The 25531-nt window shown below is 66.7% G+C and carries 24 protein-coding genes; 7 read left to right on the top strand and 17 right to left on the bottom strand.

All coding sequences use genetic code 11. The annotated features are described in order from the left end of the window. The first annotated feature begins 16 nt into the window (after positions 1 to 16). Entirely contained in the window at positions 17 to 1315 is a 1299-nt protein-coding gene (locus AC06E9_RS13380) for a DUF58 domain-containing protein (RefSeq protein ID WP_478056217.1), read from the top strand. 3 nt (positions 1316 to 1318) lie between these two features. On the opposite strand, the gene AC06E9_RS13375 is transcribed toward AC06E9_RS13380, so the two are convergent. After that, positions 1319 to 2497, bottom strand: coding sequence for a glutathionylspermidine synthase family protein (locus AC06E9_RS13375; RefSeq protein WP_478056216.1), 1179 nt, complete (start codon positions 2495 to 2497; stop codon positions 1319 to 1321). Positions 2498 to 2500: 3 nt separating this feature from the next. After that, positions 2501 to 3064: a DUF1190 domain-containing protein gene (locus tag AC06E9_RS13370; protein ID WP_121040776.1), complete on the bottom strand. Its 564-nt coding sequence runs from the start codon at positions 3062 to 3064 to the stop codon at positions 2501 to 2503. Between the two features lie 213 nt (positions 3065 to 3277). Between AC06E9_RS13370 and ilvD the strand changes: the two genes are divergently transcribed. Next, entirely contained in the window at positions 3278 to 5116 is a 1839-nt protein-coding gene (gene ilvD / locus AC06E9_RS13365) for a dihydroxy-acid dehydratase (RefSeq protein ID WP_282258049.1), read from the top strand. Positions 5117 to 5239: 123 nt separating this feature from the next. On the opposite strand, the gene dinG is transcribed toward ilvD, so the two are convergent. The 3 genes from dinG to aroE all read right to left on the bottom strand — a co-directional run bounded on the left by dinG (position 5240) and on the right by aroE (position 8702). Continuing rightward, a complete protein-coding gene (gene dinG, locus AC06E9_RS13360; protein WP_478056215.1) occupies positions 5240 to 7342 on the bottom strand; it encodes an ATP-dependent DNA helicase DinG in 2103 nt (700 codons plus the stop codon). A 141-nt stretch (positions 7343 to 7483) separates the two neighbouring features. Further along, complete coding sequence (locus AC06E9_RS13355; protein WP_121040780.1) at positions 7484 to 7846, bottom strand: hypothetical protein; 363 nt, start codon at positions 7844 to 7846, stop codon at positions 7484 to 7486. 10 nt (positions 7847 to 7856) lie between these two features. Continuing rightward, on the bottom strand, positions 7857 to 8702 hold the full coding sequence (gene aroE, locus AC06E9_RS13350) for a shikimate dehydrogenase (protein WP_121040782.1): 846 nt from the start codon (positions 8700 to 8702) through the stop codon (positions 7857 to 7859). Between the two features lie 52 nt (positions 8703 to 8754). Between aroE and AC06E9_RS13345 the strand changes: the two genes are divergently transcribed. After that, positions 8755 to 9627, top strand: coding sequence for a TolB family protein (locus AC06E9_RS13345; RefSeq protein WP_478056214.1), 873 nt, complete (start codon positions 8755 to 8757; stop codon positions 9625 to 9627). 65 nt (positions 9628 to 9692) lie between these two features. Here the strand turns inward: AC06E9_RS13345 and AC06E9_RS13340 are convergent, their stop codons facing one another. The 4 genes from AC06E9_RS13340 to AC06E9_RS13325 all read right to left on the bottom strand — a co-directional run bounded on the left by AC06E9_RS13340 (position 9693) and on the right by AC06E9_RS13325 (position 12303). Next, the gene (locus AC06E9_RS13340; RefSeq protein WP_121040784.1) at positions 9693 to 9965 is read right to left on the bottom strand and encodes an SHOCT domain-containing protein; all 273 of its coding nucleotides are present in this window, start codon (positions 9963 to 9965) and stop codon (positions 9693 to 9695) included. 31 nt (positions 9966 to 9996) lie between these two features. After that, complete coding sequence (gene hemB / locus AC06E9_RS13335; RefSeq protein WP_121040786.1) at positions 9997 to 10986, bottom strand: porphobilinogen synthase; 990 nt, start codon at positions 10984 to 10986, stop codon at positions 9997 to 9999. Positions 10987 to 11013: 27 nt separating this feature from the next. Further along, complete coding sequence (locus AC06E9_RS13330; protein WP_478049958.1) at positions 11014 to 11931, bottom strand: bestrophin family protein; 918 nt, start codon at positions 11929 to 11931, stop codon at positions 11014 to 11016. 123 nt (positions 11932 to 12054) lie between these two features. Continuing rightward, a complete protein-coding gene (locus AC06E9_RS13325) occupies positions 12055 to 12303 on the bottom strand; it encodes a hypothetical protein (RefSeq protein ID WP_019185442.1) in 249 nt (82 codons plus the stop codon). A gap of 181 nt (positions 12304 to 12484) precedes the next feature. Here AC06E9_RS13325 and AC06E9_RS13320 point away from each other — a divergent pair, with 181 nt between their 5' ends. Then, positions 12485 to 12943, top strand: a complete 459-nt coding sequence (locus AC06E9_RS13320; RefSeq protein WP_019185443.1) for a hypothetical protein — start codon at positions 12485 to 12487, stop codon at positions 12941 to 12943. Between the two features lie 83 nt (positions 12944 to 13026). Here the strand turns inward: AC06E9_RS13320 and AC06E9_RS13315 are convergent, their stop codons facing one another. The 6 genes from AC06E9_RS13315 to AC06E9_RS13290 all read right to left on the bottom strand — a co-directional run bounded on the left by AC06E9_RS13315 (position 13027) and on the right by AC06E9_RS13290 (position 20678). Then, the gene (locus tag AC06E9_RS13315) at positions 13027 to 14838 is read right to left on the bottom strand and encodes a DUF885 domain-containing protein (RefSeq protein ID WP_478056213.1); all 1812 of its coding nucleotides are present in this window, start codon (positions 14836 to 14838) and stop codon (positions 13027 to 13029) included. Positions 14839 to 14906: 68 nt separating this feature from the next. Beyond that, entirely contained in the window at positions 14907 to 15494 is a 588-nt protein-coding gene (locus AC06E9_RS13310) for a hypothetical protein (RefSeq protein WP_147433887.1), read from the bottom strand. A 133-nt stretch (positions 15495 to 15627) separates the two neighbouring features. After that, the gene (locus AC06E9_RS13305) at positions 15628 to 16902 is read right to left on the bottom strand and encodes a M12 family metallo-peptidase (protein ID WP_461769668.1); all 1275 of its coding nucleotides are present in this window, start codon (positions 16900 to 16902) and stop codon (positions 15628 to 15630) included. A 147-nt stretch (positions 16903 to 17049) separates the two neighbouring features. Further along, positions 17050 to 17550, bottom strand: coding sequence for a cytochrome c oxidase assembly factor Coa1 family protein (locus AC06E9_RS13300; protein ID WP_461769669.1), 501 nt, complete (start codon positions 17548 to 17550; stop codon positions 17050 to 17052). Positions 17551 to 17589: 39 nt separating this feature from the next. Further along, complete coding sequence (locus AC06E9_RS13295; protein ID WP_478056212.1) at positions 17590 to 19818, bottom strand: S9 family peptidase; 2229 nt, start codon at positions 19816 to 19818, stop codon at positions 17590 to 17592. Positions 19819 to 19988: 170 nt separating this feature from the next. Further along, positions 19989 to 20678, bottom strand: coding sequence for a glutathione binding-like protein (locus AC06E9_RS13290; protein ID WP_478056211.1), 690 nt, complete (start codon positions 20676 to 20678; stop codon positions 19989 to 19991). A 106-nt stretch (positions 20679 to 20784) separates the two neighbouring features. On the opposite strand from AC06E9_RS13290, the gene AC06E9_RS13285 reads away from it, so the two are divergent. From AC06E9_RS13285 to AC06E9_RS13275, 3 genes are all read left to right on the top strand, one after another. After that, the gene (locus AC06E9_RS13285; protein ID WP_121040802.1) at positions 20785 to 21396 is read left to right on the top strand and encodes a TIGR00645 family protein; all 612 of its coding nucleotides are present in this window, start codon (positions 20785 to 20787) and stop codon (positions 21394 to 21396) included. Positions 21397 to 21583: 187 nt separating this feature from the next. After that, complete coding sequence (locus AC06E9_RS13280) at positions 21584 to 22579, top strand: energy transducer TonB (RefSeq protein WP_152152148.1); 996 nt, start codon at positions 21584 to 21586, stop codon at positions 22577 to 22579. Positions 22580 to 22769: 190 nt separating this feature from the next. Next, positions 22770 to 23465 carry a transposase gene (locus AC06E9_RS13275; protein WP_478049955.1) on the top strand — a complete coding sequence of 232 codons (696 nt, stop codon included), beginning with the start codon at positions 22770 to 22772 and terminating at the stop codon, positions 23463 to 23465. Positions 23466 to 23585: 120 nt separating this feature from the next. On the opposite strand, the gene AC06E9_RS13270 is transcribed toward AC06E9_RS13275, so the two are convergent. Both AC06E9_RS13270 and AC06E9_RS13265 read right to left on the bottom strand, forming a co-directional pair. Continuing rightward, the gene (locus AC06E9_RS13270) at positions 23586 to 24770 is read right to left on the bottom strand and encodes an ABC transporter permease (protein ID WP_121040808.1); all 1185 of its coding nucleotides are present in this window, start codon (positions 24768 to 24770) and stop codon (positions 23586 to 23588) included. Beyond that, the gene (locus AC06E9_RS13265) at positions 24767 to 25513 is read right to left on the bottom strand and encodes an ABC transporter ATP-binding protein (protein WP_259261997.1); all 747 of its coding nucleotides are present in this window, start codon (positions 25511 to 25513) and stop codon (positions 24767 to 24769) included. The genes AC06E9_RS13270 and AC06E9_RS13265 overlap by 4 nt, the downstream gene beginning before the upstream one ends. Between the last annotated feature and the right edge of the window lie 18 nt (positions 25514 to 25531).

Raw genomic sequence — 25531 nt, 5'->3', positions numbered from 1 at the left:
ATCGCGAGCGACCGGCATGAGGCCGGGCGCACTGCTGCTGGCATTGCTGGCCGGCTGGGGCCTGCTCGGCGTGCCGGTGGTGATCGGCACATGGCCGCACGCGGTCTGGTGGGCGATCGGTGGTGGTGTGGCGCTGATCGCGCTGGTGGACCTGCTGCGCCTGCGTCGCCAACCCTCGCCGAGTGTGCACCGCGAGCTGCCGGAGTCGCTGGCACTGAATGTCGAGCGTGAGGCGACGCTGCGGCTGGAATCGAGCCGGCACCAGCGCGTGGAGGTATTCGATCTGGTGCCCGGCGGCTGGAGCCTGCACGGCCTGCCACGATCGCTGGCGCTCAAACCGTTGGTCACCAGCAGCGTGGCGTACCGACTGACCCCGACCGCGCGTGGCCGTTTCGTGTTCGAGGGGGTGCACCTGCGCATGCACAGTGCGTGGCGGCTGTGGCATCAACGGCGGCAGCTGCCGCCGGCGATGACGGTGCGCGTCTACCCCAACTTCGCACCGCTGACGCGCTTCGCCTTGTTCAGTGCCGAGCAGGCCTCGCGCCTAGTCGGCGCGCACCTCAAGCGCCGCCGCGGCGAAGGCACCGATTTCCACCAGATGCGCGAGTACCGCGTCGGCGACAGCCTGCGCCAGGTCGACTGGAAGGCGACCGCCCGCGCGCGCAAGCTGATCTCCCGCGAATACCAGGACGAGAAAAACCAGCAGCTGGTGCTGATGATCGACACCGGCCGGCGCATGATGGCCAGCGAAGGCGGGCTGTCGCACTTCGATCATGTGCTCAATGCGGCGCTGGTGGTGTCCTACCTCGCGCTGCGCCAAGGCGACGGCGTGGGCCTGTTCGCGGCCGGGGGCGACAGCCGCTGGGTCGCGCCGAAACGTGGCATGGGCACCATCGATACCCTGCTGCGCGCCAGCTACGATCTGCAGGCGCAGCCGGTCGCCACCGATTACCTCGCCGCAGCCACCGAGCTTTCACTGCGTCAGCGCCGTCGCTCGCTGGTGATGCTGGTCACCAACGTGCGCGATGAGGACATTGAAGATCTGCTCGCGGCCGTGCGCCTGCTGCAGCGCCAGCATCTAGTCTGCGTGGCCAGCCTGCGCGAGCGCGCGCTGGACGATGCGCTGGCCCAGCCGGTGGAGAGCCTGCAGGACGCTGCCCAGGCCGGTGCGATCGCACGTTACCTGCAGCAGCGCAGCGACGCACATGACGCGCTGCGCAGCCACCGGGTGATGGTGCTGGATGTCACCGCCGAGGCCCTGCCTGGCGCGCTGGTGGAACGCTACCTGGCGGTCAAGCGGGATGGGTTGTTGTAACGATCAGAGATAGATGCGCGTCGGCCCTTCGTCGATGATCGCGTGCGGTACGAAGCGGGCGCTGTCGCGGGTGATCCGGCTGTTGTCTTCGCGGATACCCATGCCACAGGCCTGGTCGCCCACGATCCAGCTGCCGATCAGCGGATAACCGCCATCGAACGCGGTGAGCGGATGCGCGGCCTGGCGGATCGCCGGGCCGGTGTACGGGCCTTCGCTTTCCTGCCAGCTGCCATCGGCCAGGTGCATCGCCACGTTCGCGCCCTCGCGCGAGAACAACGGCTTGCGGACCCAGCCGCGCGGCAGCTCGCTGCCATCGTCGAACTCGGCGGCGAGCAGGTTCGGGTGGCCGCGGTGACGCTGCCACAGCAGCGGCAGCACGCCCTTGTTGCTGAGGATCGCCTTCCATGCCGGTTCCAGCAGCTGCACGCCCGAAGCGGGCAGCGCCTGGCCGAACGACTCGGTCATCAGGTCTTCGAGCGGATACAGCTTGAACAGGCTGCCGATCACGGTGTCGTCGAGCGCGGTGAAGCGCCCGTCCTCGGACAGGCCGATATCCTCGATCGCGATCGCGTCGCCACGCAGGCCGGCCTGGGCCGCACAGTCGCGCAGGTAGGCGACCGTGCCCTGGTCTTCCTCCGACGCACCGACAGCACTGAAATACAGCGGCGGCGGCAGCTGCGCGGCCAGTTCGCCGAAGCGTTCGACCAGCGCCTCATGGATCGCGTTGAACTGATCGGCATGCGGTGGCAGCCGGTTCTGGTTGCGCTGGTCCTCCAGCCACTGCCACTGGAAGAACGACGCTTCGAACAGCGAGGTGGGCGTGTCGTAATTCAGCTCGTAGAGCTTGGCCGGGCCGGTGCCGTCGTAGGCGAAATCCAGCCGCCCATACAGGTGCGGCTCGCGGCGGCGCCAGCTGTCAGCGATCCAGTCGCGGAACAGCGGCGGGATCGCCAGCTGGTCCATCAACTGCTGGCTGCCCACCACCTCGTCCACCAGGTCCATCGCCATCGCATGCAGCTCGGCACTGGGGTCTTCGATGTCCTGTTCGATCTGGCGCAGGGTGAAGGCGTAGTACGCGGTTTCATCCCAGTACGGCAGACCATCGATGGTGTGGAAACGGAAACCCGACTCTTCGGCCCGAGCGCGCCATTGGCTGCGCTCGGCGATACGCACGCGCTGCATCGATCAGCCGCCGACGCTGCTGCGGTTGCTGCTGGTGTTGCCGAAGCCACCGCGGCTGGCGGTGACCGCCCGGTTCGGGGTGGCATTGACCGGGGCCAGGCCGGCCTTGCCGGCGCCGATGCCGCTGGCGGTGTTCATGCCGCCGGTGGACGGACCGGGGCGTGCCCAGCCCTTGGCCTTGTCCTGATAGGCCGGGCTCGCCGCCGGCTGCTGGGCCAGGCCCGCGCCGCCACGGTTGCTGAGCATCTGCGACATGAAGAAGCCCATCATCATCGGGCCGATGAACGAATGGCCGGTGGAGGTCTTCTGTTCCACGCACTGCTCGGCGTTGTATTCGGCCTCGCAGGCTTCGCGCGTGGCGTATTTGGGGGCGGCATCGGCCGACTGCTTCTGCGCCTCGGCAAACGCGTTGCGGCAGCTGGACGGATCGCCGGTGGCTTCGGTACAGGCCTGCACCGAGGTGTAGAGCCCTTCCTGCACCTGCACGGCCTCGTTCTTCTGGCAGGCGGTGAACAGCAGCGGCGCAGCGCTCATCAGCAGCAGCGCAGTGGTCCTGGAACGTTTCATGGCGTCATGCCCCCTAGTACGGTTATCTCCCCAATCATGCCTGATCGGGGCGAACAACCAAAACCGGCAAAGTCCAAAACATGAACAGCGTTTCAGCATTCGCTCTGGGCGGGGCCGCGGCAGCGGCGAAGGTGGTTGCAAACGCAACCGGAATTTTTCGGCAGAATCGAGGTGAAACGCGCCCCCACGGCCCGCCAGATCCTGCCAGCCACCATGCCTGAATACCGCTCCCGCACCTCCACCGCCGGCCGCAACATGGCCGGCGCACGCGCCCTGTGGCGCGCCACCGGGATGACCGATGGCGACTTCCACAAGCCGATCATCGCCGTCGCCAACTCGTTCACCCAGTTCGTGCCCGGCCACGTGCACCTCAAGGACCTGGGCCAGCTCGTGGCGCGCGAGATCGAGCAGGTCGGCGGCGTGGCGAAGGAGTTCAACACCATCGCGGTGGATGACGGGATCGCCATGGGCCACGACGGCATGCTGTATTCGCTGCCCAGCCGCGAGATCATCGCCGACTCGGTGGAGTACATGGTCAACGCGCACTGTGCCGACGCCCTGGTGTGCATCTCCAACTGCGACAAGATCACCCCCGGCATGCTGATGGCCGCGCTGCGCCTGAACATCCCGGTGGTGTTCGTCTCCGGTGGCCCGATGGAAGCCGGCAAGACGCGCCTGTCCGAGCACAAGCTGGACCTGGTCGATGCGATGGTGATCGCCGCCGATGAAAGCGCCAGCGACGAGAAGGTCGCCGAGTACGAGCGCAGCGCCTGTCCCACGTGCGGGTCGTGCTCGGGCATGTTCACCGCCAACTCGATGAACTGCCTGACCGAAGCACTGGGCTTGTCGCTGCCCGGCAACGGCTCCACGCTGGCCACCCACGCCGACCGCGAGCAGCTGTTCCGCCGCGCCGGGCGCCTGATCGTGGAGCTGTGCCATCGCTGGTATGGGGGCGAAGAAGCGGGTGCATTGCCGCGCGGCATCGCCACCCGCGAAGCGTTCGAGAATGCGATGACGCTGGACATCGCCATGGGCGGTTCCACCAACACCATCCTGCATCTGCTGGCCGCGGCGCAGGAAGCGGAGGTGGACTTCGATCTGCATGCCATCGACGAACTCTCACGCCGTGTGCCGCAGCTGTGCAAGGTTGCGCCGAACACACCGAAGTACCACATGGAGGATGTGCATCGCGCGGGCGGTGTGTTCGGCATCCTCGGCGAGCTCGCGCGCGGTGGCCTGCTGCATACCGACGTGCCGACCGTGCACAGCCGCACCCTGGCCGAGGCGATCGCGCGCTGGGATGTCGCGGTGAGCACCGATGAGACGGTCCACGATTTCTTCCGCGCAGGGCCCGCCGGCATCCCGACCCAGGTCGCGTTCAGCCAGGCCACGCGCTGGCCGACGCTGGACGTGGACCGTGCCGAAGGCTGTATCCGCGCCGTCGCGCATGCCTATTCGGCCGAAGGCGGGCTGGCGGTGCTGCGCGGCAATCTGGCCGTTGATGGCTGCGTGGTGAAGACCGCCGGCGTCGATGAATCCATCCACGTGTTCGAAGGCAACGCGCGCGTGTTCGAGAGCCAGGACGCCGCTGTACAGGGCATCCTCGCCGATGAAGTGGTCGCCGGCGATGTGGTGGTGATCCGCTACGAAGGACCGCGCGGTGGCCCGGGCATGCAGGAAATGCTGTACCCGACCAGCTATCTGAAATCCAAGGGCCTGGGCAAGCAATGCGCCCTGCTCACCGACGGCCGTTTCTCCGGTGGCACCTCGGGCCTGTCGATCGGGCATGCCTCGCCGGAAGCGGCCTCGGGCGGCACCATTGGCCTGGTCCGCAACGGCGACCGCATCCGTATCGACATTCCCGCACGGCGCATCGATCTGCTGCTCGATGACGCCACGCTGGCCGCACGCCGCGCCGAACAGGACGCGCTCGGCTGGAAGCCGCGCGAGGCGCGTCCGCGCAAGGTCACCGGTGCACTGAAGGCGTATGCGTTGCTGGCCACCAGTGCTGACAAGGGCGCGGTGCGCGACCTTGCGAAACTGGAGGACTAGCTCCACGCCACGCGTGGATGGGTGCAGTTTCAGGCTGCGGCGCGTTCTGATCGGAGAGCAGCCACGCATGGCGTGGCTCTACCGTTTCGCAACGCAACGCCCCGTTGCAAGTGTCGTGTACCGCTACCCGATCACCCGCTTGAACGGCGGCAGTGAATCGATGATGCGCTTGCCGTAGCGGCGGGTCAGCAGCCGCGAGTCGAGGATGATCACGCGGCCGGTATCGGTGGAGGTGCGGATCAAGCGGCCGGAGAACTGGGTCAGCGTACGCAGGGCGTGCGGGATCGCGATCAGGTTGAAGGCGTTCAGGCCACGGCTTTCGAACCACTCGCTCAGCGTGGAGGTCTGCGGGTCGGTCGGCACCGCGAAGGGCACCTGGGTGATCACCACCGTGGTGCAGGCCTCGCCGGGCAGATCGAGGCCCTCGCCGAAGGAATTGAGCCCGAACAGCACCGAGCCCTCCCCGGCCGAGGTGCGCCGCAGGTGCTCGTCGATCATTTTCTGCTTGGCGGTCTCGCCCTGCACCAGCACGTGCTTGCGCTGCGCGGCCGGCATCAGCTCGGCCACCTTCTCCATCTTCCAGCGCGAGGTGAACAGCACGATGCTGCCCTTGCCCCAGTCCAGCTCCTTGACCAGGTACTTCGCGATTTCCTTGGGGTGACCTTCCTTGTCATCCGGGGTCACCGGGAACGCTGGCACGATCAGCTGGGCCTGGTTGGGCAGATCGAACGGCGAGGCCAGCGAGACCATCTCGGCTTCGGCCGGAATGCCGTTGTCGATCGCCAGCGCCTGGAAATCGCCACCGCCGGTGAGCGTGGCCGAGGTCATCACCACCGAATCCACTTCATCCCAGAGCAGCTTGCGCAGCACGTTCGCGGCCGAGACCGGCGAGCCATGCAGGACCAGGTCGCCATCGCGCGAGAGGGTGATCCAGCGCGCGGTCGGCGGCTGGCCCTCCTTGTCTTCGCGGCGCCAGCCGGTCCACAGATTGTGCTGCTGCTCGATCATCTCCAGCGCCATGCCAAGGTTGCGCTGCAGGCGTTCGCGCGCGGCATCCTCGGGCTTGCCCTTGGCGACCTGCGTCAGCGCGGCATGCGCCCAGTTGAACAGCGCGCGGGTGTCGTCGGCGATGGTCTCGATATCGGGCATCCAGATCTCCGGCAGGCGGCCGTTCGGGGCGCGCCACATCGGCTCCTGGGCGGCCGGGTCCGGCCGCCAGCTGCGGTCGATCACATCGCGGAACGCCTTGAGCTGCTTGCTGACCTTGGCGGCGGCTTCGATGGCCTCGTTGGGCAGCAGGTTGCCCAGCTTGTCCTTGTCCACCGCGCGGTAGGACGCAGCGATCAGCACCTGCAGGCGGCCGGTGCGCTTGGCCATTTCGTCCAGCGCGAGGCTGGCCGCGCCCTGGTCGATGGCGACGTTGCCGATGTGATGCCCTTCATCAAGCACCAGCAGCATGTCCGAGGGCGGCGCGATCAGCGGCTGGCCGTTGTCGCTCTCGCCGATCGACAGCGCCGACAACAGCAGCGCGTGATTGGTCACCACGATCTGCGCCTCGCGCACGGTGTTGCGCGAGCGCAGTACCGCGCACTGCGCCGAGTAGGCGCACTTGCGCCCGGCGCAGCCCGAGGCGGGCGTGGTGATGCGCGAGCGCAGGGTGTTGCTGATCGTTTCCGGCGCGTTGTCCAGGTCACCGTTCCAGCGGCCTTCGAGGAAGGCCTTGCTCAGCGACTGCGCCAGGTCCATCTCGATCGGCGCCAACGGGCGGTCGAACAACGGCTGTTCGTCGTCGAACATGCCTTCCTGCGCGCCGTCGCCATGCGCTTCGGCCGCGTTGCGGGTGCACAGGTAGCGGGTGCGGCCCTTGGCCAGCGCCACGGTGGCTTCGATGCCGGTGGCCTTGAGGAAATTGGGGATGTCGCGCTCGACCAGCTGCGACTGCAGCGCCACGGTGCCGGTGCTGATCACCAGCTTCTTCTTGGTCGCCAGCGCAATCGGCACGCCGGCGGTCAGGTAGCCCAGCGACTTGCCGACGCCGGTCGGCGCTTCGACCACGCCGACGCCGCCGCTGTGCGAGAGCGCACGCGACACCACGCCGATCATCTGGCTCTGCGAACGCCGCGTGCTGAAGCCGGGCGTATTGGCCTGCAGCTTGGCGTAAGCATCGCGGATGCCGGCCTTGAGCTCGTCGTTCAGGGCGCGGGGGGCTTCAACTTTTTCGGTCACGCCGGGGGACTGCCTGACTGGATCACAGTCCCCATTTTCTCACGACCCGGGGGCCGTGACCGGCGCCATTTTCCGCGGCGGTTCATATCCGTGACGCGGCCCACGCCAACGCTGTGGGCCGCGACAGCCTGCTGCACCTGCTCAGCGCGGCGGCAGCGGCGCAACGGGCGGAACGGCGTGGCCGCGCAGCGCGCGGGTCATCGCCCAGACCAGCAGCACCAGCGCAAGCGCCTCGAACAGATTGAGTGCGAAGTGGCCGGCACCGAGCAGCTTGGACATCAGCTGCAGGTTCTCGTAGTTGCCCTGCTGCACCATCCACATCGGCACCAGGTTCAGCACCAGGCCGGCCAGGGTGGTCAGCGCCATCACGCCCAGTGCGCCCAGGGCCACGCTGCGGATCGCGCCGCGCGGGGTATCCACCACCCAGACCACGGCGATTGCCAGCGCAATCAGCACCGGCAGGCGCACGCCCACCATGGTCAGCATCGAGATCAGCAGATCCATGTCCACCGGTTCAGTCCTCGCCGGCCAGCGGGGCCAGCTGGGTGCGCAGCTCGGTGTAGACGGCATCGGTCTGCGGGCGCACGGCGTGCCACTGCAGGAAGCTCTCCGCCGCCTGTTCGACCAGCATGCCCAGGCCATCAACGATGTTGCGGCAGCTGGCCGAGCGCGCCCACGCAGTGAAGGCAATCGCAGCCTCGCCGTAGTTGAGATCGACCGCGGTGGTCATGCTGTTGACCAGCGACAGCGGCAGCTTGAACTCCGCGGCGCGGTCGCGGCCGGCCGAGGTGGCATTGATGATCAGCTCGAAATCACCCAGTTCGCGGATGTCTTCCCAGTAGCGGGTGATGGCGCGGCCCGGCTCGCCCATCGCATCGATCAGCGCGTCGGCGCGCTCCGGGGTGCGGTTGACCACCACCAGCTCCAGGATGCCGGCATCCAGCAGCGCCGGGGCCACGCTGCGCGCCGAGCCACCGGCGCCGATCAGCAGGGTGCGGCGGCCACGCAGGTCCAGGCCGTGGCGGTCGGTGAGATCCCGGACCAGGCCGATGCCATCGGTGGTATCGCCATGCCAGCGGTCGCCCTTGCGCAGCAGCGTGTTGACCGCACCGGCGCGGCGCGCGCGCGAGGTCAGCGTGGTGCACAGCGCGAAGGCAGCTTCCTTGTGCGGCGCGGTGATGTTGGCGCCCACGCCACCCTCGGCAGCGAAGGCCTCCAGCGCTGCCAGGAACTCGGCCGGCGATGCCTCGATCGCACGGTAGTCCAGCGCCAGGCCTTCCTGCCGGCCGAACGTGGCATGGATGTGCGGCGACTGCGAATGCGCGATGGGCTGGCCGAATACGGCGTAACGGTCGGTCATGGGTTTCCTGCTCCGGGCCTAGAATGGAACGCAAACCCCAACGGACGCGATGATGCGCATTCCATTGTCTCTGCTCGCGCTGAGCGCCAGTTTACTCTGCACACCCGCCGCGATGGCGCTTTCCGAATTCGGCATCGAGGGCATGGGCGTGGTCTCGACCAAGGCCAACGAAGCCCAGGCCACGATCGCGCCGGACGGCCAGCGCATCGTGTGGGCCAGCGACCGCGCCGGGGCCAGCGGCGGCTGGAACCTGTGGCAGGGGGTGCTGCGCGAAGGGCGCTGGCAGGACCCTGCCCCGCTCGCGCTCAACAGCGCCGACGACGAACGCGACCCGTACTTCAGCCACGATGGCCAGTGGCTGTACTTCGCCTCCAACCGCCGCGGCGGCCAGGGCGGGTTCGATCTGTACCGTGCCCCGGTGGCCACCGATGGCACCTTCGGGACCGTGCAGGCCCTGCCGGCGCTCAACACCCGCACCGATGAACGTGCCCCCGCGCTGCGTCCGGATGGACGCACGCTGCTGTTCTCGCGCAATGGCACAGCCACCCAGGGCGGCTTCGATCTGTATCTGGCGCCCGTGCAGGGCGAGGGATTTGGGACGGCGCAGGCCCTGCCGGCCCCGCTCAATACGGCCGCCGACGAACTCGGGGCCGCCTGGCTGGACAATGCGGGCGCGCTGGCCTTCACCCGCGCAAGCCGGGGGCATTCGCAGGTCCTGCTGGCGAGCTGCGATCACCGCCAGGCGGCGGTGCCGCTGACGCTGTCGTTCAATACCGCCGACGGCCAGACCGGCGCGCCGGTGGTGGACGCGTCCAAGCCTTCGGAGATGGTCCTGGCTGGCATGGCACGCGCACCGCGTGCCGGCGGGCTGGACCTGTACCGGATCAAGGCGCCGTCAGCACCGCGAGGTGCCGGCTGCGGTTGACGCCGCGGTCGCCGAAAGGCCGCCACGCATGGCGTGGCGCTACCCGTGATCGTGCTGGCCGAGCGCTAGTGCGCCTGCAGCAGCGCCGCGCGTTGCTGCTCGTACTGCGCTTCGCTGATCTCGCCGTGATCCTTGCGCTGGTTCAATGCCGCCAGCTGTGCCTGCAAGGCGGGCGACAGCTGCGCCTCACGGGCAATGCGCGCGGCGGCGGAGGGTTGCTCCGGCGCCTGCCGCGCGGCGCGGCGCACACCACGGATCACCAGCCCGATGACCACGGCAAAGGCCAGCACGCCGGCCGTCCAGGTCACCCACTGTAGCCATCCCATCGTCTGCATCATCCTCGTCCTGTATCGGGGTGGGCGCGTATTGTCAGCGTTCGCGCAGCCAACGCGCCACCTGCGGGGCGAAATAGGTCAACACGCCATCGGCGCCGGCGCGCTTGAAGCCGATCAACGATTCCATCACGCAGGCCCGCTCGTCCAGCCAGCCATTGGCGAAGGCGGCCTTCATCATCGCGTACTCGCCACTGACCTGATAGGCGAAGGTCGGCACGCCGAACTGCTGCTTCACCCGGCGCACCAGGTCCAGGTAGGGCATGCCCGGCTTGACCATCACCATGTCCGCACCCTCTTCCAGGTCCAGCGCGATCTCACGCATGGCCTCGTCGCCGTTGGCCGGGTCCATCTGGTAGGTCTTCTTGTCCGCCTTGCCGAGGCCGTTGGAGCTGCCGACCGCGTCGCGGAACGGACCGTAGAACGCCGAGGCGTACTTGGCCGAGTAGGCCATGATCCGCACGTTGACGTGGCCGGCGGCATCCAGCGCACGGCGGATCGCACCGATGCGGCCATCCATCATGTCCGACGGGGAAATGATGTCCACGCCGGCTTCGGCGTGCGACAGCGACTGCTTGACCAGCGCCTCCACCGTGATGTCGTTGAGCACGTAACCCTTGTCATCAATGATGCCGTCCTGACCATGCGTGGTGTACGGATCCAGCGCGACATCGGTCATCACGCCCAGCTCGGGGAAGCGCGACTTCAACGCGCGGATGGCGCGCTGTGCCAGACCATTCTCATCCCACGCCGCGGCGGCATCGAGCGACTTGCCGGCCGGATCGATCACCGGGAACAGGTCGATCACCGGGATGCCCAGTTCCAGCGCTTCTTCCGCCACGTTCAACAGCTCGTCGATCGACAGCCGCTCCACGCCGGGCATCGAAGCCACCGGCGCGCGGCCGGCCAGCTCGTGCACGAACACCGGATAGATCAGGTCGTCGGTGGTCAGCGTGTTCTCGCGCATCAAACGACGCGAGAACTCGTCGTGACGCATGCGGCGGGGGCGATAGTCAGGATGTGCCATGAGAAGCTCCGGAACGGAAGGCAGGAATTACTGCAGCAGGTACTGCCGCGGTTGCAGGGGCTCGGGCAGCGGCTGGACGCCCAGGCTGTCGAGCAGATCGATTTCGACGGTGCGCACCATCGCATCCAGCGGCAGGTCGTTGGATTCCAGCCCGAACGGCTCTTCCATCTCCTCGCCGAGCTGGTCCAGGCCGAAGAACGCATACGCCAGCACGGCCGAGACCACCGGCGTTGCCCAACCCAGCGAACTGGCCAGGCCGAAGGGCAGCAGCACGCAGAACAGCCACGCGCACCGGTGCAGCAGCAGCGTGTAGGCGAACGGCAGCGGCGTGGTCAGGATGCGCTCGCAACCGGCCTGGATGCTGGACAGCGCATGCAGGCGTGTTTCGAACTGCGTGTAGAGGTACGAATCCAGCTGACCGGCGCGCAGCGCCTGGGCGAGATCGGCAGCGATCATCGCCAACAGTTGATCCGGTGCATTGAGGCGCTGGCCGAACCGCGCGCGATCGGCCTCGGGTACCCACGGCAGCGCCGCCAGCGCCATGTCGCGGCCACGCAGGCGGGCCGCCAGCGCATGCGCGAAACCGATGCACAGCCGGCACACGCGATCACGCAGCGCCGTATCGTCGACCAGCAGCGCCTGGCACAGGCGGGCCAGGCTGCGTGATTCATAAATCAGCTGGCCCCATAGCTTGCGGCCTTCCCACCAGCGCTCGAAGCAGGCGTTGTTGCGGAAGCTGAGGAAGATCGACAGCACCAGGCCCAGCAGGGTGAACGGTGCCACCGACACGCGCTCGATGCCCGGCGGGTGCCACAGCTCGGCCAGGGCCGCGACCGCGACCGACAGCAATAGGATCGCCACGACCTTCGGAGCCACCGCCGGAACGATGGAGCCGCGCAGGATGTAGAGCAGTTGCCAGCCGTGGGGACGAGGACGAATGATCATCGGTGCAGGGAGAGCGCCCGGACGGGCGTGGACCGCCGGCAGAGCCGGATGCGGCAGCCGGTCATTCTACGCCGATGGTACCGGGCGGCCGTGAGCTGCGACGGTCGGTCGCACCCGCACGGCTCAGATGATGCCGCCACCCAGCCCGAGCCGGACGATCCCCACCACCACCACGATGCCGTTGAGCACCAGCCCGGTCCAGGCCCGGCCGCGCTTGCTGGCGTGGGTGAACAGGATGCCGATGGCGGCGATCACCGCACCCACCGCGGCAAACGGGATCAGGAACCAGTTGCCCCAGCCCAATAGCGGGATCAGGGCCACAATCATCCAGAGCAGCGCGACGATGCCCCACAACAGACTGATCAATCCCATGCCCGGCTCCTTGAGGTGAATGCGTGGCCCACCATAGCGGTTCCCGGCGCAGGCGCAAGCGGCAGCGAGACGCCGTTGGCGGGGGCCTCACCGGGGCGGTGCTAGGGTGCATTGGCAGGGGTTGGGACCGATTCAGTCGCCAGCACCGATCATCCCAGCCATGACACACAGGGGTAACGCCATGAACATCCGATGCGCTGCATTGCTGGGCCTGGCGCTGCTCAGCGCCGGCTGCGCCAGCACCTCCAAGGTCATGCTCGGCCAGGCGCGTGCCCCGGTCGATCCGGCCACGGTGCAGATTTATTCCACGCCGCCGGCAGGGTCACAGGAAATCGCCCAGCTCGAATCGGCCAGTGCGGTCGGTTTCGGCACACAGGGCCAGACCGATGCCGCGGTCATGCGGCTCAAGCGTGAGGCCGCCGCCCTCGGTGCCAACGGCGTGATCCTGATGGGCGTGGGCTCCAGCGGCTCGCCAGTCGGCATGTCCGTCGGTGCGGGCAGCTACGGCTCGCACGTGGGCGGTGGTGTGGGCATCGGCATCCCGACCACGCAGAAGCGCGCGGCCGGTGTGGCCATCTGGGTCCCGAATCCGCCGCCGGCGCCGCGCCTGCCGACGCAGACGATCACGCCGCAGCGGTAACGAAGGCCGCGGTAGACCACGACCGTTGGTCGTGGCTGCTGGGATAGCGCACCGACCAACGGTCGGTGCCTACCGCAAACGCGTCAGCGCTTGGCCGCGCTTTTGTACTTCGGCACGAAGACGTCATTGACGGCCTTGGCCAGCTGGTCCGGCGGCAGCAGGCCCTGGTCGAGCAGGAAGTTGTTGAACGCCAGCCGGTCGAAGCGATCGCCCAGCGCCAGCTCGGTCTGCATGCGCAGCTCAAGAATCCGGGTGTAGCCGTAGAAGTAGCTGCCGGCCTGGCCGGGCATGCGCACCATGTAGCGGTCCAGCTCCTGCGTGGCCATCGCCTTGGACAGGCCGACCTCATCGATCAGCACGCGCTCGGCGTTGGCCCGGTCGATCTGACCCAGGTTGAGCATCGGGTCCAGCATCGCGCGTGCGGCCCGCAGCAGGCGGAACTGCAGCGCGATCAGCTGACCGTCCAGCGGCTCGTACGGCACCATCTCCGCTTCGGCATACAGCGCCCAGCCTTCCACGTTGACCGAATTGAAGGCGAACATCGTGCGGGCCAGCGAGATGCCGCGCTCGACCATCGCGGTGAACTGCAGTTCGTGGCCCGGGCGGCCTTCATGCGCGCTCAGCGTCCAGGCGGCCGAGCCGAAGTTGAAATCGTCGTACTGCGCGGCCTTGTCGCCAGCGGCCGGGTTGCCCAGCGGCAACACGAAGGTGCCCTGCTGCCCGGTATTGCCGACCAGCGGCGCCGGCAGGAAATGCGGTGCCGGCGAGGCGGCGCTTTCGGCAGCCGAGCCCAGGCGCATCTGCATCGGGCGCTGCGGCACATCGACGATCTTTTCCTTGCGGATGATCGGGTCGATCGCATCGATCACGCCGCGGTAGTGGTGCTCGAGCTGATCGTCGGGAATCTTGTCGCCCTTGAGCGCACGTACCACGGCCACCGGGTCGGTGCTGTCGGTGACCTTCAGGCCCTTGGCCTGCACTACCAGCGGTGCCAGCTGGCGCATCGCCGAGCGGGTTTCCATGAATTCCAGCTGGGCCCGCTGCATCAGCAGCGCCGGGGCGATGTCGATGCCCACGCGCTTGAGCTGGTACGCATACAGCGGCTCGGGCAGACGCGCATCGGTGCGGGCCTTGGGCAGCACCTCGCGGCGGGTCCAATCGCGGTACTCGCGCAGCTGGCTGGCGATGGTCTGCAGCGCCTGCTCGGCGCCGGCCACCTTGTACTTGCCGAACAGCTGCTCGATGCCGGTGATGTAGGTGTCCACATTGGCCAGCGACTGCTCCACTTCGATCTTCGTCGGCTGCAGCAGGGTCTTGTCGCCCAGGCGCTCTTCATAGCGCTGGCGCGACAGCGTGGTCACCGGCTGCGTGCCCGGGGCAAGCCCGGCGTAGGCCTTCAGGCGATCCAGCGCCTTGGCCCGGCGCTCGGTGGGCACCTGGTCGGACAGCAGCAGGTTGAGGCCGCTGAACACCGTCTGCGGGGTGTCGCTCCACGGCAGCAGGTACTTCTCGTTGAGTTCGCTGCCTTCGATGTTCTGGTTGGCAGCGGCGATCATGATCGCCAGGTCCTGGCGGACGTTGGGATCGCGTTCGGTGGCGAGCTTGGCCTGCAGTTCACCGCGGGCCTTGGTCATCGCCGCGCGGTAGCGAGCACCGTTGTCGGGGCCGAAATCGGCCACCTTGTCGTCATAGCCGGGTACGCCGAAGAAGCCGGTCTCTTCCGGCTGGAACGGGCCCTGCGCATCGAGCAGGATCTGCGCCAGCGTGTTGCTGCGGGTGACCCAGGCCCGCGAGGCGGCGGGCTTGGCGGCAGCCGGGGCGGCCAAGGCCGGCGGGGCCGACAACGCGGCGGGAACGGTCAGGGCCAACGCGACAGCGAGGACAAGCGGCTTCATGCAGGAACTCCAGGGCAGGATGCCTGCGACCCTACGCACTTGGCGGGCCGGGGGCAATTGGCCGGAGGTCATGCCCCGCCGGGAGGCTGGCCGGCGGTGTCGAGAATGAACGGGTCGACAGGATATGGGTCGCGCACCGTGGGTGCCTCATTGGGAACCCGACGCAGATCGATGCGCAACAGTAGATCCCCAAATAGCTGATACAGCACGTGGCCCCGTGAAAAACTGGACATGAAGTCGCCGTTGCCCAGTTCGGTGATGTCCACGGTGCTCGGTATTCCCCCAGGCCCGCGCACCCCGATGATCGTTCCTGTCCAAAGTCGCCGCGATGTGGACGAGCGCTGGACAACATGTGTGCTGCCTTCCGCCACATACAGACGAACATCCTCCGGCTCGGTGGCGATGAGGGACGTACGTTCGATAACGAGCACCTCGTCGAACAGATCGACCTGGATCCGATCGGAGGCCAGTGCGGTCCGGTCCACCTTGACCCTCCGTGCCCAGTCGTACATTCCGGTGGAGTAGCGCTTGCGCGCCTCCGGCCCGGGGCCCCATCCATCGGCGGGCACCTCGATGAACGGTACCGCCGCCCACGTCGTCGACGCCAGCAACACACCACAAAGCGCGATCAACCAACCACACAGGATGCGTTTCACGTCTCCACCTCGCTTGGAGCATTGCCGGACATTGCCCGACCCGGCTTTCCACGTTTCAACGCTGGCATGATGAATGGAATTTCACTAGCTAACGCTAGGCACATTGCGTAGTTCTCTCGCCTGTAGGCAATGATCAAGGGTCTGGATAGAAGGCCGCAATCGTGGCACGCGTCTCGTTCAGCACGCGAACGTTGTGATGTTGCCGCGCCGTTCCGGCGGGTAGTCCATTGTGACTTCCGCTTGGCGAAGACCATCGATTGATGCGACCGCATTCGCGGTCGCTGCAATCGTAAGCCATCACTGTCCGCCAACGATCAGGCGTGTTCAGCGGCGCCTGATAGCCGTGGCCATATTCGAATTTCGGAGGATGGACGGAGGCATGCGCCAGGTCATGATCGGCGCCAAGCAAGTGGCCAATTTCATGAGCAAGGCTGTTCTTCTCGTCTGCAAGGCAGTTCCGCTCCACCACCGCAAACGCCGTCTCCTTCGTTGCCAGCAAGCGCTGTGCCTGGCCGCAAACAGTAGGTGCGTCGTCTGTATCGACGATCATCAAGATGAGATCCGCTTTCTCCATCTGCCGCATTCTATGGACGAGCCAGAGCGGCCCTTCGATGCCTAACGCTAGATCGTCCAGCGCCTGCAACACGGTCGATTCGGCATATCCGGGGAGCGCATTTCCCGCCCGCTGCAGGTCAACGAGAACTCCGCTCTCTCGAAATCCTTCATTTGCATGTGCGACAGCTCTTTGCATCATGCTAAAGATCTGCTCTCTCCCATCCGCCAGTGATTTGTTCCCATAGCCGAAGGCGACCCGGATAGTGGATCGCTCATCGGACTGAGTGACTTGGTCGAGAATGAGCGGATCCACTGGATATGGGTCGCGCACCGTGGGTGCCTCGTTCGGCAGCCTCCGCAGATCACTGCGCACCAACAGGTTCCCGAACAGTTGGTAACGAAGATGACCTCGGGTGAAGCTCGTCATCAACTCGCCATTTTCCATTTCGATGACGTGGACAATCTGGGGCATGCCCCCTGCACCACGCCCACCGACCACTTCACCCACCCACAGGTGCCGCGACGACGTGGCTTCACGATGGACTTCCCGTCCCGTTCCGATGGCCTGATAGAGCGGTGTAATGTCCGTCTCACTATTGGCAGCGCGCATACGGTTGACGACGAGAATGCCGTCAAACAGATCGACCTGAAGCTGGTCAGCCGCCAGCGCAGCACGGTGCACCTCTACCCGCCGGGCCCAGTCGAAAATGCCCTTGGAGTAGCGCTTGCGCGCCTCCGGTCCAGGGTCCCATCCGTCGGCGGGCACCTCGATGAACGGTACCGCCGCCCAGGTCGTCGACGCCAGCAACACGCCACACACCGCGATCAACCAACCACACAGGATGCGTTTCACGTCTCCACCTCGCCTGCAGCGTTGCCCGACCGGGCAGGTGCATCGAGGCTAACGGCAGCAGGTGCGCGGAACGCCGCGCGGCATCACGGTATCAACGAAACCATCCGTCATCTCGGATTCGAAAGGCTGACGCTTCCAAGCCACCCCTCAAAGACGGAGCGACGGTGGGCACTCGCCCTTGGCCCGGCACTCGGCCAGCGCGCAGCGCTCGGCGGCCTCGGCATCATCCAGCGCGGTCAGATCGATGGCGTCGTTGGCATCGGTGACCACATACAGCATCGGGTAGTCCCAGTGCACGCCACTGCGCTTGGCATTGAGGAACAGGCGGCCCTTCCCTTGTGGACCGCTCACCCCGATCACGAACTGGCTCTGCCCGTTGGAATGCATCGACCCCGCGGGCAGGTAGCCATCGCGCAGGGGCTCACCCAGCGCTTCAACCAGCTCGACGTTGCAGCGCGCGCGGCGCATGGCCTCCTGGTAGGGCGTGCTGGATTTGCTCCAGTACGCCCACTGGGACAGCGCGAACCACACCGCGCCCGCTGCCGCCGCCATGCCGACCACCACCGCCACTGGCATGGCCCAGCGCCAGTGACGGCGCCACCAACCGGTGCGCACGGTGGTACCAGGAAGTGCGGGCGGCAATGTCATCGGCAAACTCCTTGTCAGGCCGGTGGCAGCAACGGCGGATCAGGGCGCCAGGCAGCGCCCCAGGAAGTCCTCGGCCAGGCGGTAGCGGTGCAGCGCGTTGCTGCCCGACAGGCCGTGCTTGGCACCGGGATAGGTCATCAGTTCAAACGGCTGGCCGCGCTTCTGCAACGCGCTCATCAACACTGTGGAGTTGGTGAACAGCACGTTGTCATCGGCCATGCCGTGGATCAGCAGCAGGCGCGAGCGCAGGCCGTCGATATGCGCCAGCACGCGCGCTTCTTCATAGCCCTTGGGATTGTTGCCCGGCAGGTTCATGTAGCGCTCGGTGTAGTGGGTGTCGTACAGGCCCCAATCGGTCACCGGTGCACCGGCCACGCCGCAGGCGTAGCTGTCGGAGGCCTTGGCCAGCAGCATCAGGGTCATGTAACCGCCGTTGGACCAGCCCTGCACGCCGATGCGCGCCGGATCGACCCAAGCCTGCTGCTTCAGCCAGGCCACGCCGCGCAGCTGGTCGGCCACTTCCACCGTGCCCTGCACGCCGTACAGCGCACCGCCGAAATCACGGCCGCGACGCGGGGTGCCGCGGTTGTCCAGCGAGAACACCACGTAGCCCTGCTGGGCCAGGTACTGGTTGAACAGGTGATCGCCACGGCCGGGCCAGCTGTTGGTGACCGTCTGCGAGGCCGGGCCGCCGTAGACATACACCACCACCGGGTAGCGCTTGGCCGGATCGAAACCGGTCGGCTTGATCAGGCTGTAGTGCAGCTCGGTCTTGCCGTCGGCGGCGGTCAGGGTGCCGAACTCGACCGGGCGCTGCGCATCGAGATAGTGCGCGTAGGGATGTGCCGGGTCTTCAAGATTGTTCTCGACCAGGGTGGCGATCTTCTCGCCGTTGGCACGGTGCAGCGCGATCTGCGGCGGCGTGGTGGTGTTGGACCAGCTGTCCACGTAGACGCTGGCGTTGCGCGCGAAGCTGGCGGTATGCATGCCCGGGGTCTGCGACAGGCGCTGCGGCGCGCCACCCTGCAGCGACACGGCGTACAGCTGGCTGTCGCGCGGGCTGTCCACGCCGGCGCGGAAGTAGACCTTGCCGGCGTCTTCGTCCACGGCCAGCAGTTCGTCCACCGGCCAGTTGCCGGCGGTCAGCGCGGTGACGGTCTTGCCGTCATCGGAGATGCGGTACAGGTGCTCGAAACCACTGCGCTCGGACGACCACACAAAACCGCCCTGCTTGAGGAAGCGCAGGCTGTTGTGCAGCGGTACCCAGGTCGGCGACGTTTCGGTCACCAGGGTGCGCTGCTGGCCGCTGGCCAGTTCGGTCTGCACCAGTTCGAGCGTCTTCTGGTCGCGCGACTGGCGCTGGAAGGTCAGGTGCTTCGGGTCGCGCCAATCGACGCGGGCCAGATAGATGTCGGGGTTGCGGCCCAGGTCGATCCAGCGCGGCGTGGCGTTGCGGCGCGGGGCGATCACCGCCAGTTTGACGGTGACGTTGTGGTCGCCGGCGGCCGGGTAGCGCTGCTCGATCATCTCGGTGCGGTCGGCATACATCTCGTAGCGCTTCTGCACCGGCACCGGCGATTCGTCGATGCGGGCGAAGGCGATCGCCGAGTCATCCGGCGCCCACCAGTAGCCGGTGTGACGGTCCATTTCCTCATCGGCGACGAACTCGGCCACGCCGTTGCCGATGGTGTCGCTGCCATCGCCGGTGAGCTGGATCTGCTGGCCGCTCGCCAGATCGATCACCCACAGGTTGCGGGCGCGCACGAAGCTGACGAAGCCGCCCTTGGGCGAGAGCTTGGCATCGGTAGCGAAGCCTTCGCCGTGGGTGAGCTGGCGCACCGCGGCCTTGCCCTGCTTGCTCAGGTCGTACAGGTACAGCTCGCCACCGAGCGGGAACAGCAGGGTGCGGGCGTCCGGCGACCACTGGTAATCGACGATGCCGGTCATCGCGGCGATGCGCTGGCGCTCGCGGCGCGCCTTTTCAGCGTCGCTCAGGGTTTCCGTGCCGGGCAGCACCACCTTGGAATCGACCAGCAGATGGGTCTGGCCGCTGGCGATGTCGTACGCCCACAGGTCCAGCTGGTTGCGGTCCGCATCCTTGCCGCGCAGGAAGCTGACCTGCGAGCCATCCGGGGCCACCTTGGGTTTCATCAGGGTCGGGCCGGACAACGGCAGCGGGCCGGTGATGGCATCCAGGGTCAGTTTTTCAGCGTGGGCGATCGAGGTCGAGGCGAGCATCAGGGCGAGCGAAGCAAACAGGTGGCGCATGGAGGGTTCCGGGAGCGTCTGGGCAGTCCCCGGCCAGGAAAACGGCACGGGGAACGCTTCATCCTAACCAAAACCGCTCCGATCGTGCCGGGGATGGCGGGTATCCTGCCGCGCCAAGCGTGCCGGAAAGCCGGCCAGCGGCCGGCATGACCGGGCAGGCGACCAATGCGTCAGCGCTGGCCGAACAGGCGCTTGCGCTCTTCCTCGCTGAGCGGCTTTCCGGCCTGCGGGTTCACCTTCTCGCGCAGGGCATACGCGCGCTGGGTGGCCGGACGGGCGGCGATCGCGTCATGCCAGCGCTTGAGGTTCGGGAAGGCGTCAAAGTCCACCGGGAGCGTGTCGTAGGCCCCGATCCACGGATAGCTGGCCATGTCGGCGATGCTGTAGTCATCGCCGCCGAGGTAGGCACTCTCCGCCAGGCGCTTGTCCATCACCCCGTGCAGGCGACGCACTTCGTTGTTGTAGCGCTCGATCGCATAGGGAATCTTTTCGGGCGCGTAGACGTTGAAATGGCCCATCTGCCCGCTCATCGGGCCGAGCCCGGCCATCTGCCAGAACAGCCATTCCAGTACCGCCACGCGGCCGCGGGTGTCGGCCGGCAGGAAGCGGCCGGTCTTCTCGGCCAGGTACAGCAGGATCGCGCCGGACTCGAACACGCTTTGCGGGGCGTCGCCGTCGGTGGGCTGGTGGTCGACCAGCGCCGGCATCTTGTTGTTGGGTGAGATCGCCAGGAAGGCAGGCGTGAACTGGTCCCCGGCGCCGATGTTCACCGGCTGGATCCGGTACGGCAGCCCGGTTTCCTCGAGCATCAGCGTGACTTTGTGGCCATTGGGGGTAGGCCAGTAGTACAGATCGATCATGGCGAGGGCTCGCGAAGAGAGAATCCCGAGTCTAGTCCGTCACTCGGCTTGGCAGGGTCAAGCCGGACCGTTACGCTGCGCCGTCCCCGCAACGCAGCATTCCAGCATGAGCTCGACCTCGAAATCCCCGAACGCCCTGTCCACCCTCATCTTCGCCTCGCGCTGGCTGCAGGTGCCCCTGTACCTCGGCCTGATCCTGGCCCAGGGCGTCTATGTGTTCCTGTTCGGCAAGGAACTGTGGCACCTGCTGCACCAGGCAAACCAGATGGGGGAGCAGGAAATCATGCTGCTGGTGCTGGGCCTGATCGACGTGGTGATGATCTCCAACCTGCTGGTGATGGTGATCGTCGGGGGTTATGAAACCTTCGTCTCGCGTCTGCGCCTGGAAGGTCATCCGGACCAGCCGGAGTGGCTGAGCCACGTCAACGCGAGCGTGCTCAAGGTGAAGCTGGCGCTGTCGATCATCGGCATCTCCTCGATCCACCTGCTCAAGACCTTCATTGGTGCCGGCAACCTGGGCGCCCTGCCCGCCTGCAACAGCGAGGCGTACCTGAAGGCCGTCGCCGCCGTGGGCGATGTCATCAAGTGCTCCACGATGACCTCCGACGGTGTGATGTGGCAGACCATCATCCATGGCGCCTTCATCCTCTCGGCGATCGGCATCGCCTACACCGACAAGCTGATGAGCGGCACGCCAAGCAAGGCACTGTCTCACTGAGGCTTGCACGGCAGCGGCGGCATCGGTGAGGATGCCCCCTGCCCTGGACGCCTGGCCCCCGGGCCGGGCGGGGTGATGCTAGATTGCACACCTGCGGGTCCGCCGTGGACGTCGGGAAACGTCCATGGCCTTCGGTCGGCCTGACCGCATCAGGCCCTACGTATCGTCGTCTTCAAAGGGGAGTTGGATGTCGCACGTCAAGACTCATGGCCCGGCGCGGCTGTTCGCGCCGATGATCCTGCTGGTGGCCCTGTCCGCCTGCTCGGGCAAGGACGAGACCGTACCGGCGACGCCGGCGGCCCCTGTGGCCCCCACTGCTGCCCCGGCCGCACCGGCGGTGTCGGCCAAGGTCCAGTCGATGGGCACCGAGGAACTGCGCGAGCTGGCCAGCAAGGCGCTGCGCGAGAACCGCATGTACGCCCCGGCCGGCGACAATGCCATCGAGTATTACCTGGCGCTGCGCGACAAGACGCCGGATGACGCCTCGGTCAAGAGCGCGCTGACCGATCTGCTGCCCTACACCCTGATCGCCGCCGAGCAGAACCTGGGCCGCGAGGACTTCGCCGAGACCCAGCGGCTGGTCGCGCTGATCGAAAAAGTGGACCCGACCGCCCCGGCGTTGCCGCGCCTGAAGCAGGGCATCAGCGGCAGCATGCAGACCGCCCTCAAGCGCACCCAGGAAGAGACCGACAAGGTCAAGAAGGACGCCGAGACCCGCGCCAAGCAGCTGGTGGAACAGCAGAAGCTGGCCCAGCAGCAGACCACCGAAGCCGAGGCCGCACGGCAGATCGCCGCGCAGCAGGAAGCCGCGCGCCGTGATACGCAGGATGCCGAGCGCCAGGCCACCGCCCGTCGCGAGGCCGAACAGCGCCAGCAGCAGGCGGCCGCCCAGCAGGCGGCGGCGACCCGCCAGGCCGCCGCCGCACCCAGCCTGCGCCCAGTCAGCACGCCCGCCCCGCGCTACCCGGCCGACGCCCTGCGCTCGGGCACCTCCGGCGAAGTACTGGTCGAACTCACGGTCGGCACCGACGGCTCGGTGACCGCCGCTCGCGTGCTGCGCGCCACCCCGGCCCGCGTGTTCGATCGCGAAGCGCTCAATGCGGTCAAGCGCTGGAAGTTCGAACCGGTCGGTGCACCAGTCACGACGCGCCGTACGCTTGCCTTCGCGCCTGAAGGCGGCTGATCGCGGCGTCACGTTGGATGACGAAAGGCCCGGAGCGATCCGGGCCTTTTCTTTAACGGGGACGGGGGTGGTTAATAACGGGGACGGAGGTAGTTAAGCGCGCTTCTCTTACGGCTGCGTGCACCACAGGCCTAGCTCTTTTCCCTGCGTGGGTCTGCAAGGTAACGGTTCGCCATCAACGTTGCCGACCATGCCCCGTTCCGCTCGCTTGGTTCTCCCCGGCATTCCGCTTCACGTCATACAACGTGGGGTCAATCGCGCTGCACTGTTCATCGACGATGAAGACCGGCGTCACTACCTGCGCCTGTTGCGCAATGCCTGCCGCAAGCAGGCGGTAGCCATTCACGCGTTCGTGCTGATGGGCAATCACGTCCATCTTCTGATCACACCGTCTACAGTGGAGGGGCTGGCCCCCGCCATGCGGCAGTGTGGGCAGAACTATGTGCAGTACTTCAACAAGCGACATGTGCGGAGCGGTACGTTGCTGGAGGGCCGGTTCAAATCCTGTCTGGTGGATTCCGATGGTTACCTGTTGATGGTGCATCGATACATCGAGCTGAATCCGGTACGGGCCGCGATGGTGGCGTTTCCAGAGGAATATCGATGGTCCAGCGTTCGGGTGTACCTCGGCCTTGAGCACAACCCGATGCTGACACCACATCCCTGTTACACCCTCCTGGGCCCGACGCCGGAAGCGCGTGCGAATGCATACAGCGAATGGCTGCGGGCCAGCATTCAACCAGACGAACGAGAGCGGATCGTGATCTACGTCGCGCAGGAGCGCGCGTTGGGCAGTCCGCGCTTCCAAGACATGGTGGGACGGGCATTGCAGAGGTCCGTGGTCTGCAGGCCTGCGGGAAGACCGGTCAAGGAGACGGGCGACTAGCAGACTATCGGTCAGCGTCCTGGTACCACCTGACGCCCCCGAATTAACTACCTCCGTCCCTGTTATTAACTACCTCCGTCCCCGTTAAGAAGAAGGGCCCCTTTCGGAGCCCTTCGTGGATCAACCCGAAATCGCCAACCGTTCCTGGTGGTAGCGGCGCACCGCGGCATACCAGAACAGGGCCGCCAGCCCGAAGCCCGCGCCGAGGTAGACCGCCCACATCTGCGGGCTGATCGCTTCGTGGCGGATGATCTTGAGCAGCATCTGGTTCTGCGCCAGGAACGGCACCGCGAACTGCCACAGCTCACTCTTGATCGGGTACACCATCAGCGCATACCCCGGCAGCATCGGCAGCAGCATCAGCCAGGTCATGTGGCTCTGGGCTTCTTTCATGCTTTTGGCGGCCGCCGAGAGGAAGGTCAGCAGCGACGTACCGATGAACAGCATCGGCAGCATGATCAGCAGCATCTGCAGCATCGGCAGGAAACCCATGTTGAGCTGCCGGCCTACCCCGCCCGAGGAAAGCTGCGCGCTGATCTTGAAGGCCGCCAGGGTCAGCAACAGCGATGCCACACCGACCGCGCAGGCCGCAGCGATCTTGCCGCTGACGATCGCACTGCGCGGTGCGGGGGTGGCGAGCAGCGGCTCCAGCGATTGCCGCTCACGTTCGCCGGCCGTGGTGTCCATCACCAGGTAGGCGCCGCCCAGGAACGAGGTGATGGTCAGCAGGATCGGCAACAGCACTGACAGCATCATGCCGCGCTTGGCTTCGGCGGTGGCCAGATCCTGTGCGGCGACGTCCAGCGGTCGCGCCACCTGTGCATCGATACCGCGGGCCAGCAGGCGCAGCGCACCGACCTGCTGGCTGTAGCCGCCCAGTGCCGCCTCCAGGCGACTGCTGGGAATATCGGCGGCGCGGCGCGTACTGTCCTTGATGATCTCCACCAGCGCCGGGCGGCCGTCGGCCCAGTCCTTGCCGAAGTCCGGGCTGATGCGCAGCGCCACATCGATCCGCTGGCTGCGGATCGCCTCGGTGAGGTCTTTCGGTGCCTCGGTCGCATTCAGACCCTGCGACGCCAGGAAACGCACCAGATTGGGGGCATGCTCGCCGCCGATCATCGGGATTTCCAGCGGCTGCTCGATCTGCGTCTTCACCCGGCTTTCGGCCAGCTTGCTCATGCCCAGGATCAGTACCGGGTACAACAGCGGCCCCAGCAGCAGCGTCAGCGCGAGCGTGCGGCGGTCACGGGAGAGATCGCGCAGTTCCTTGCGCATCACGGTCAACAGCGTGGCGAACGAACTCATGCGTGCAATCCTTCTTCGGTACCGATCGCCTTGACGAAGGCATCTTCCAGGTTGCTTTCCCCGGTCTGTGCGCGCAGCTCATCGGCGCTGCCGGCGGCCATCACCGTGCCCTGCGCGATGATCACCACGTGGTCGCACAGCGCAGCCACCTCCTGCATGATGTGGCTGGAGAAGATCACGCAGCGGCCTTCGTCGCGCAGTCCCCGCAGGAACCCGCGCAGCGCGCGCGTGGTCATTACGTCCAGCCCGTTGGTGGGCTCATCCAGGATTACGTTGCGCGGGTCGTGCACCAGCGCGCGGGCGATCGCGGTCTTGGTGCGCTGGCCCTGCGAGAAGCCTTCGGTCTGGCGGTCGAGGATGTCATCCATCTCCAGCGCCGTGGCCAACACCTTGGTGCGCTCACGGATCCGCGCCGCGCTCAGGCCGTGCAGCTGGCCGAAGTAGGCGATGTTCTCGCGCGCGGTCAGGCGCTTGTAAACCCCGCGCGCGTCCGGCAGGACCGCCAACTGGCGACGCACTGCGACCGGGTCCACCGCCGCGTCGATGCCATCGACCAGCACGCGGCCCTGATCAGGTTTCATCAGCGTGTACAGCATGCGCATGGTGGTGGTCTTGCCGGCACCATTGGGACCGAGCAGGCCGGTGATGCGGCCGTCTTCGGCCTGGAAGCCCACGTTCTGGACGGCCTGGATCAGGCCGGTCTTGGTCTTGAACGCTTTATGCAGGTTCTCGGCGACGATCATGCGCGCCTCGCCCCGGTG

The sequence above is a fragment of the Stenotrophomonas sp. Steno-Z10-BAI genome (genome assembly GCF_056393115.1).
This window is presented reverse-complemented; position numbering and strand designations above follow the sequence as displayed.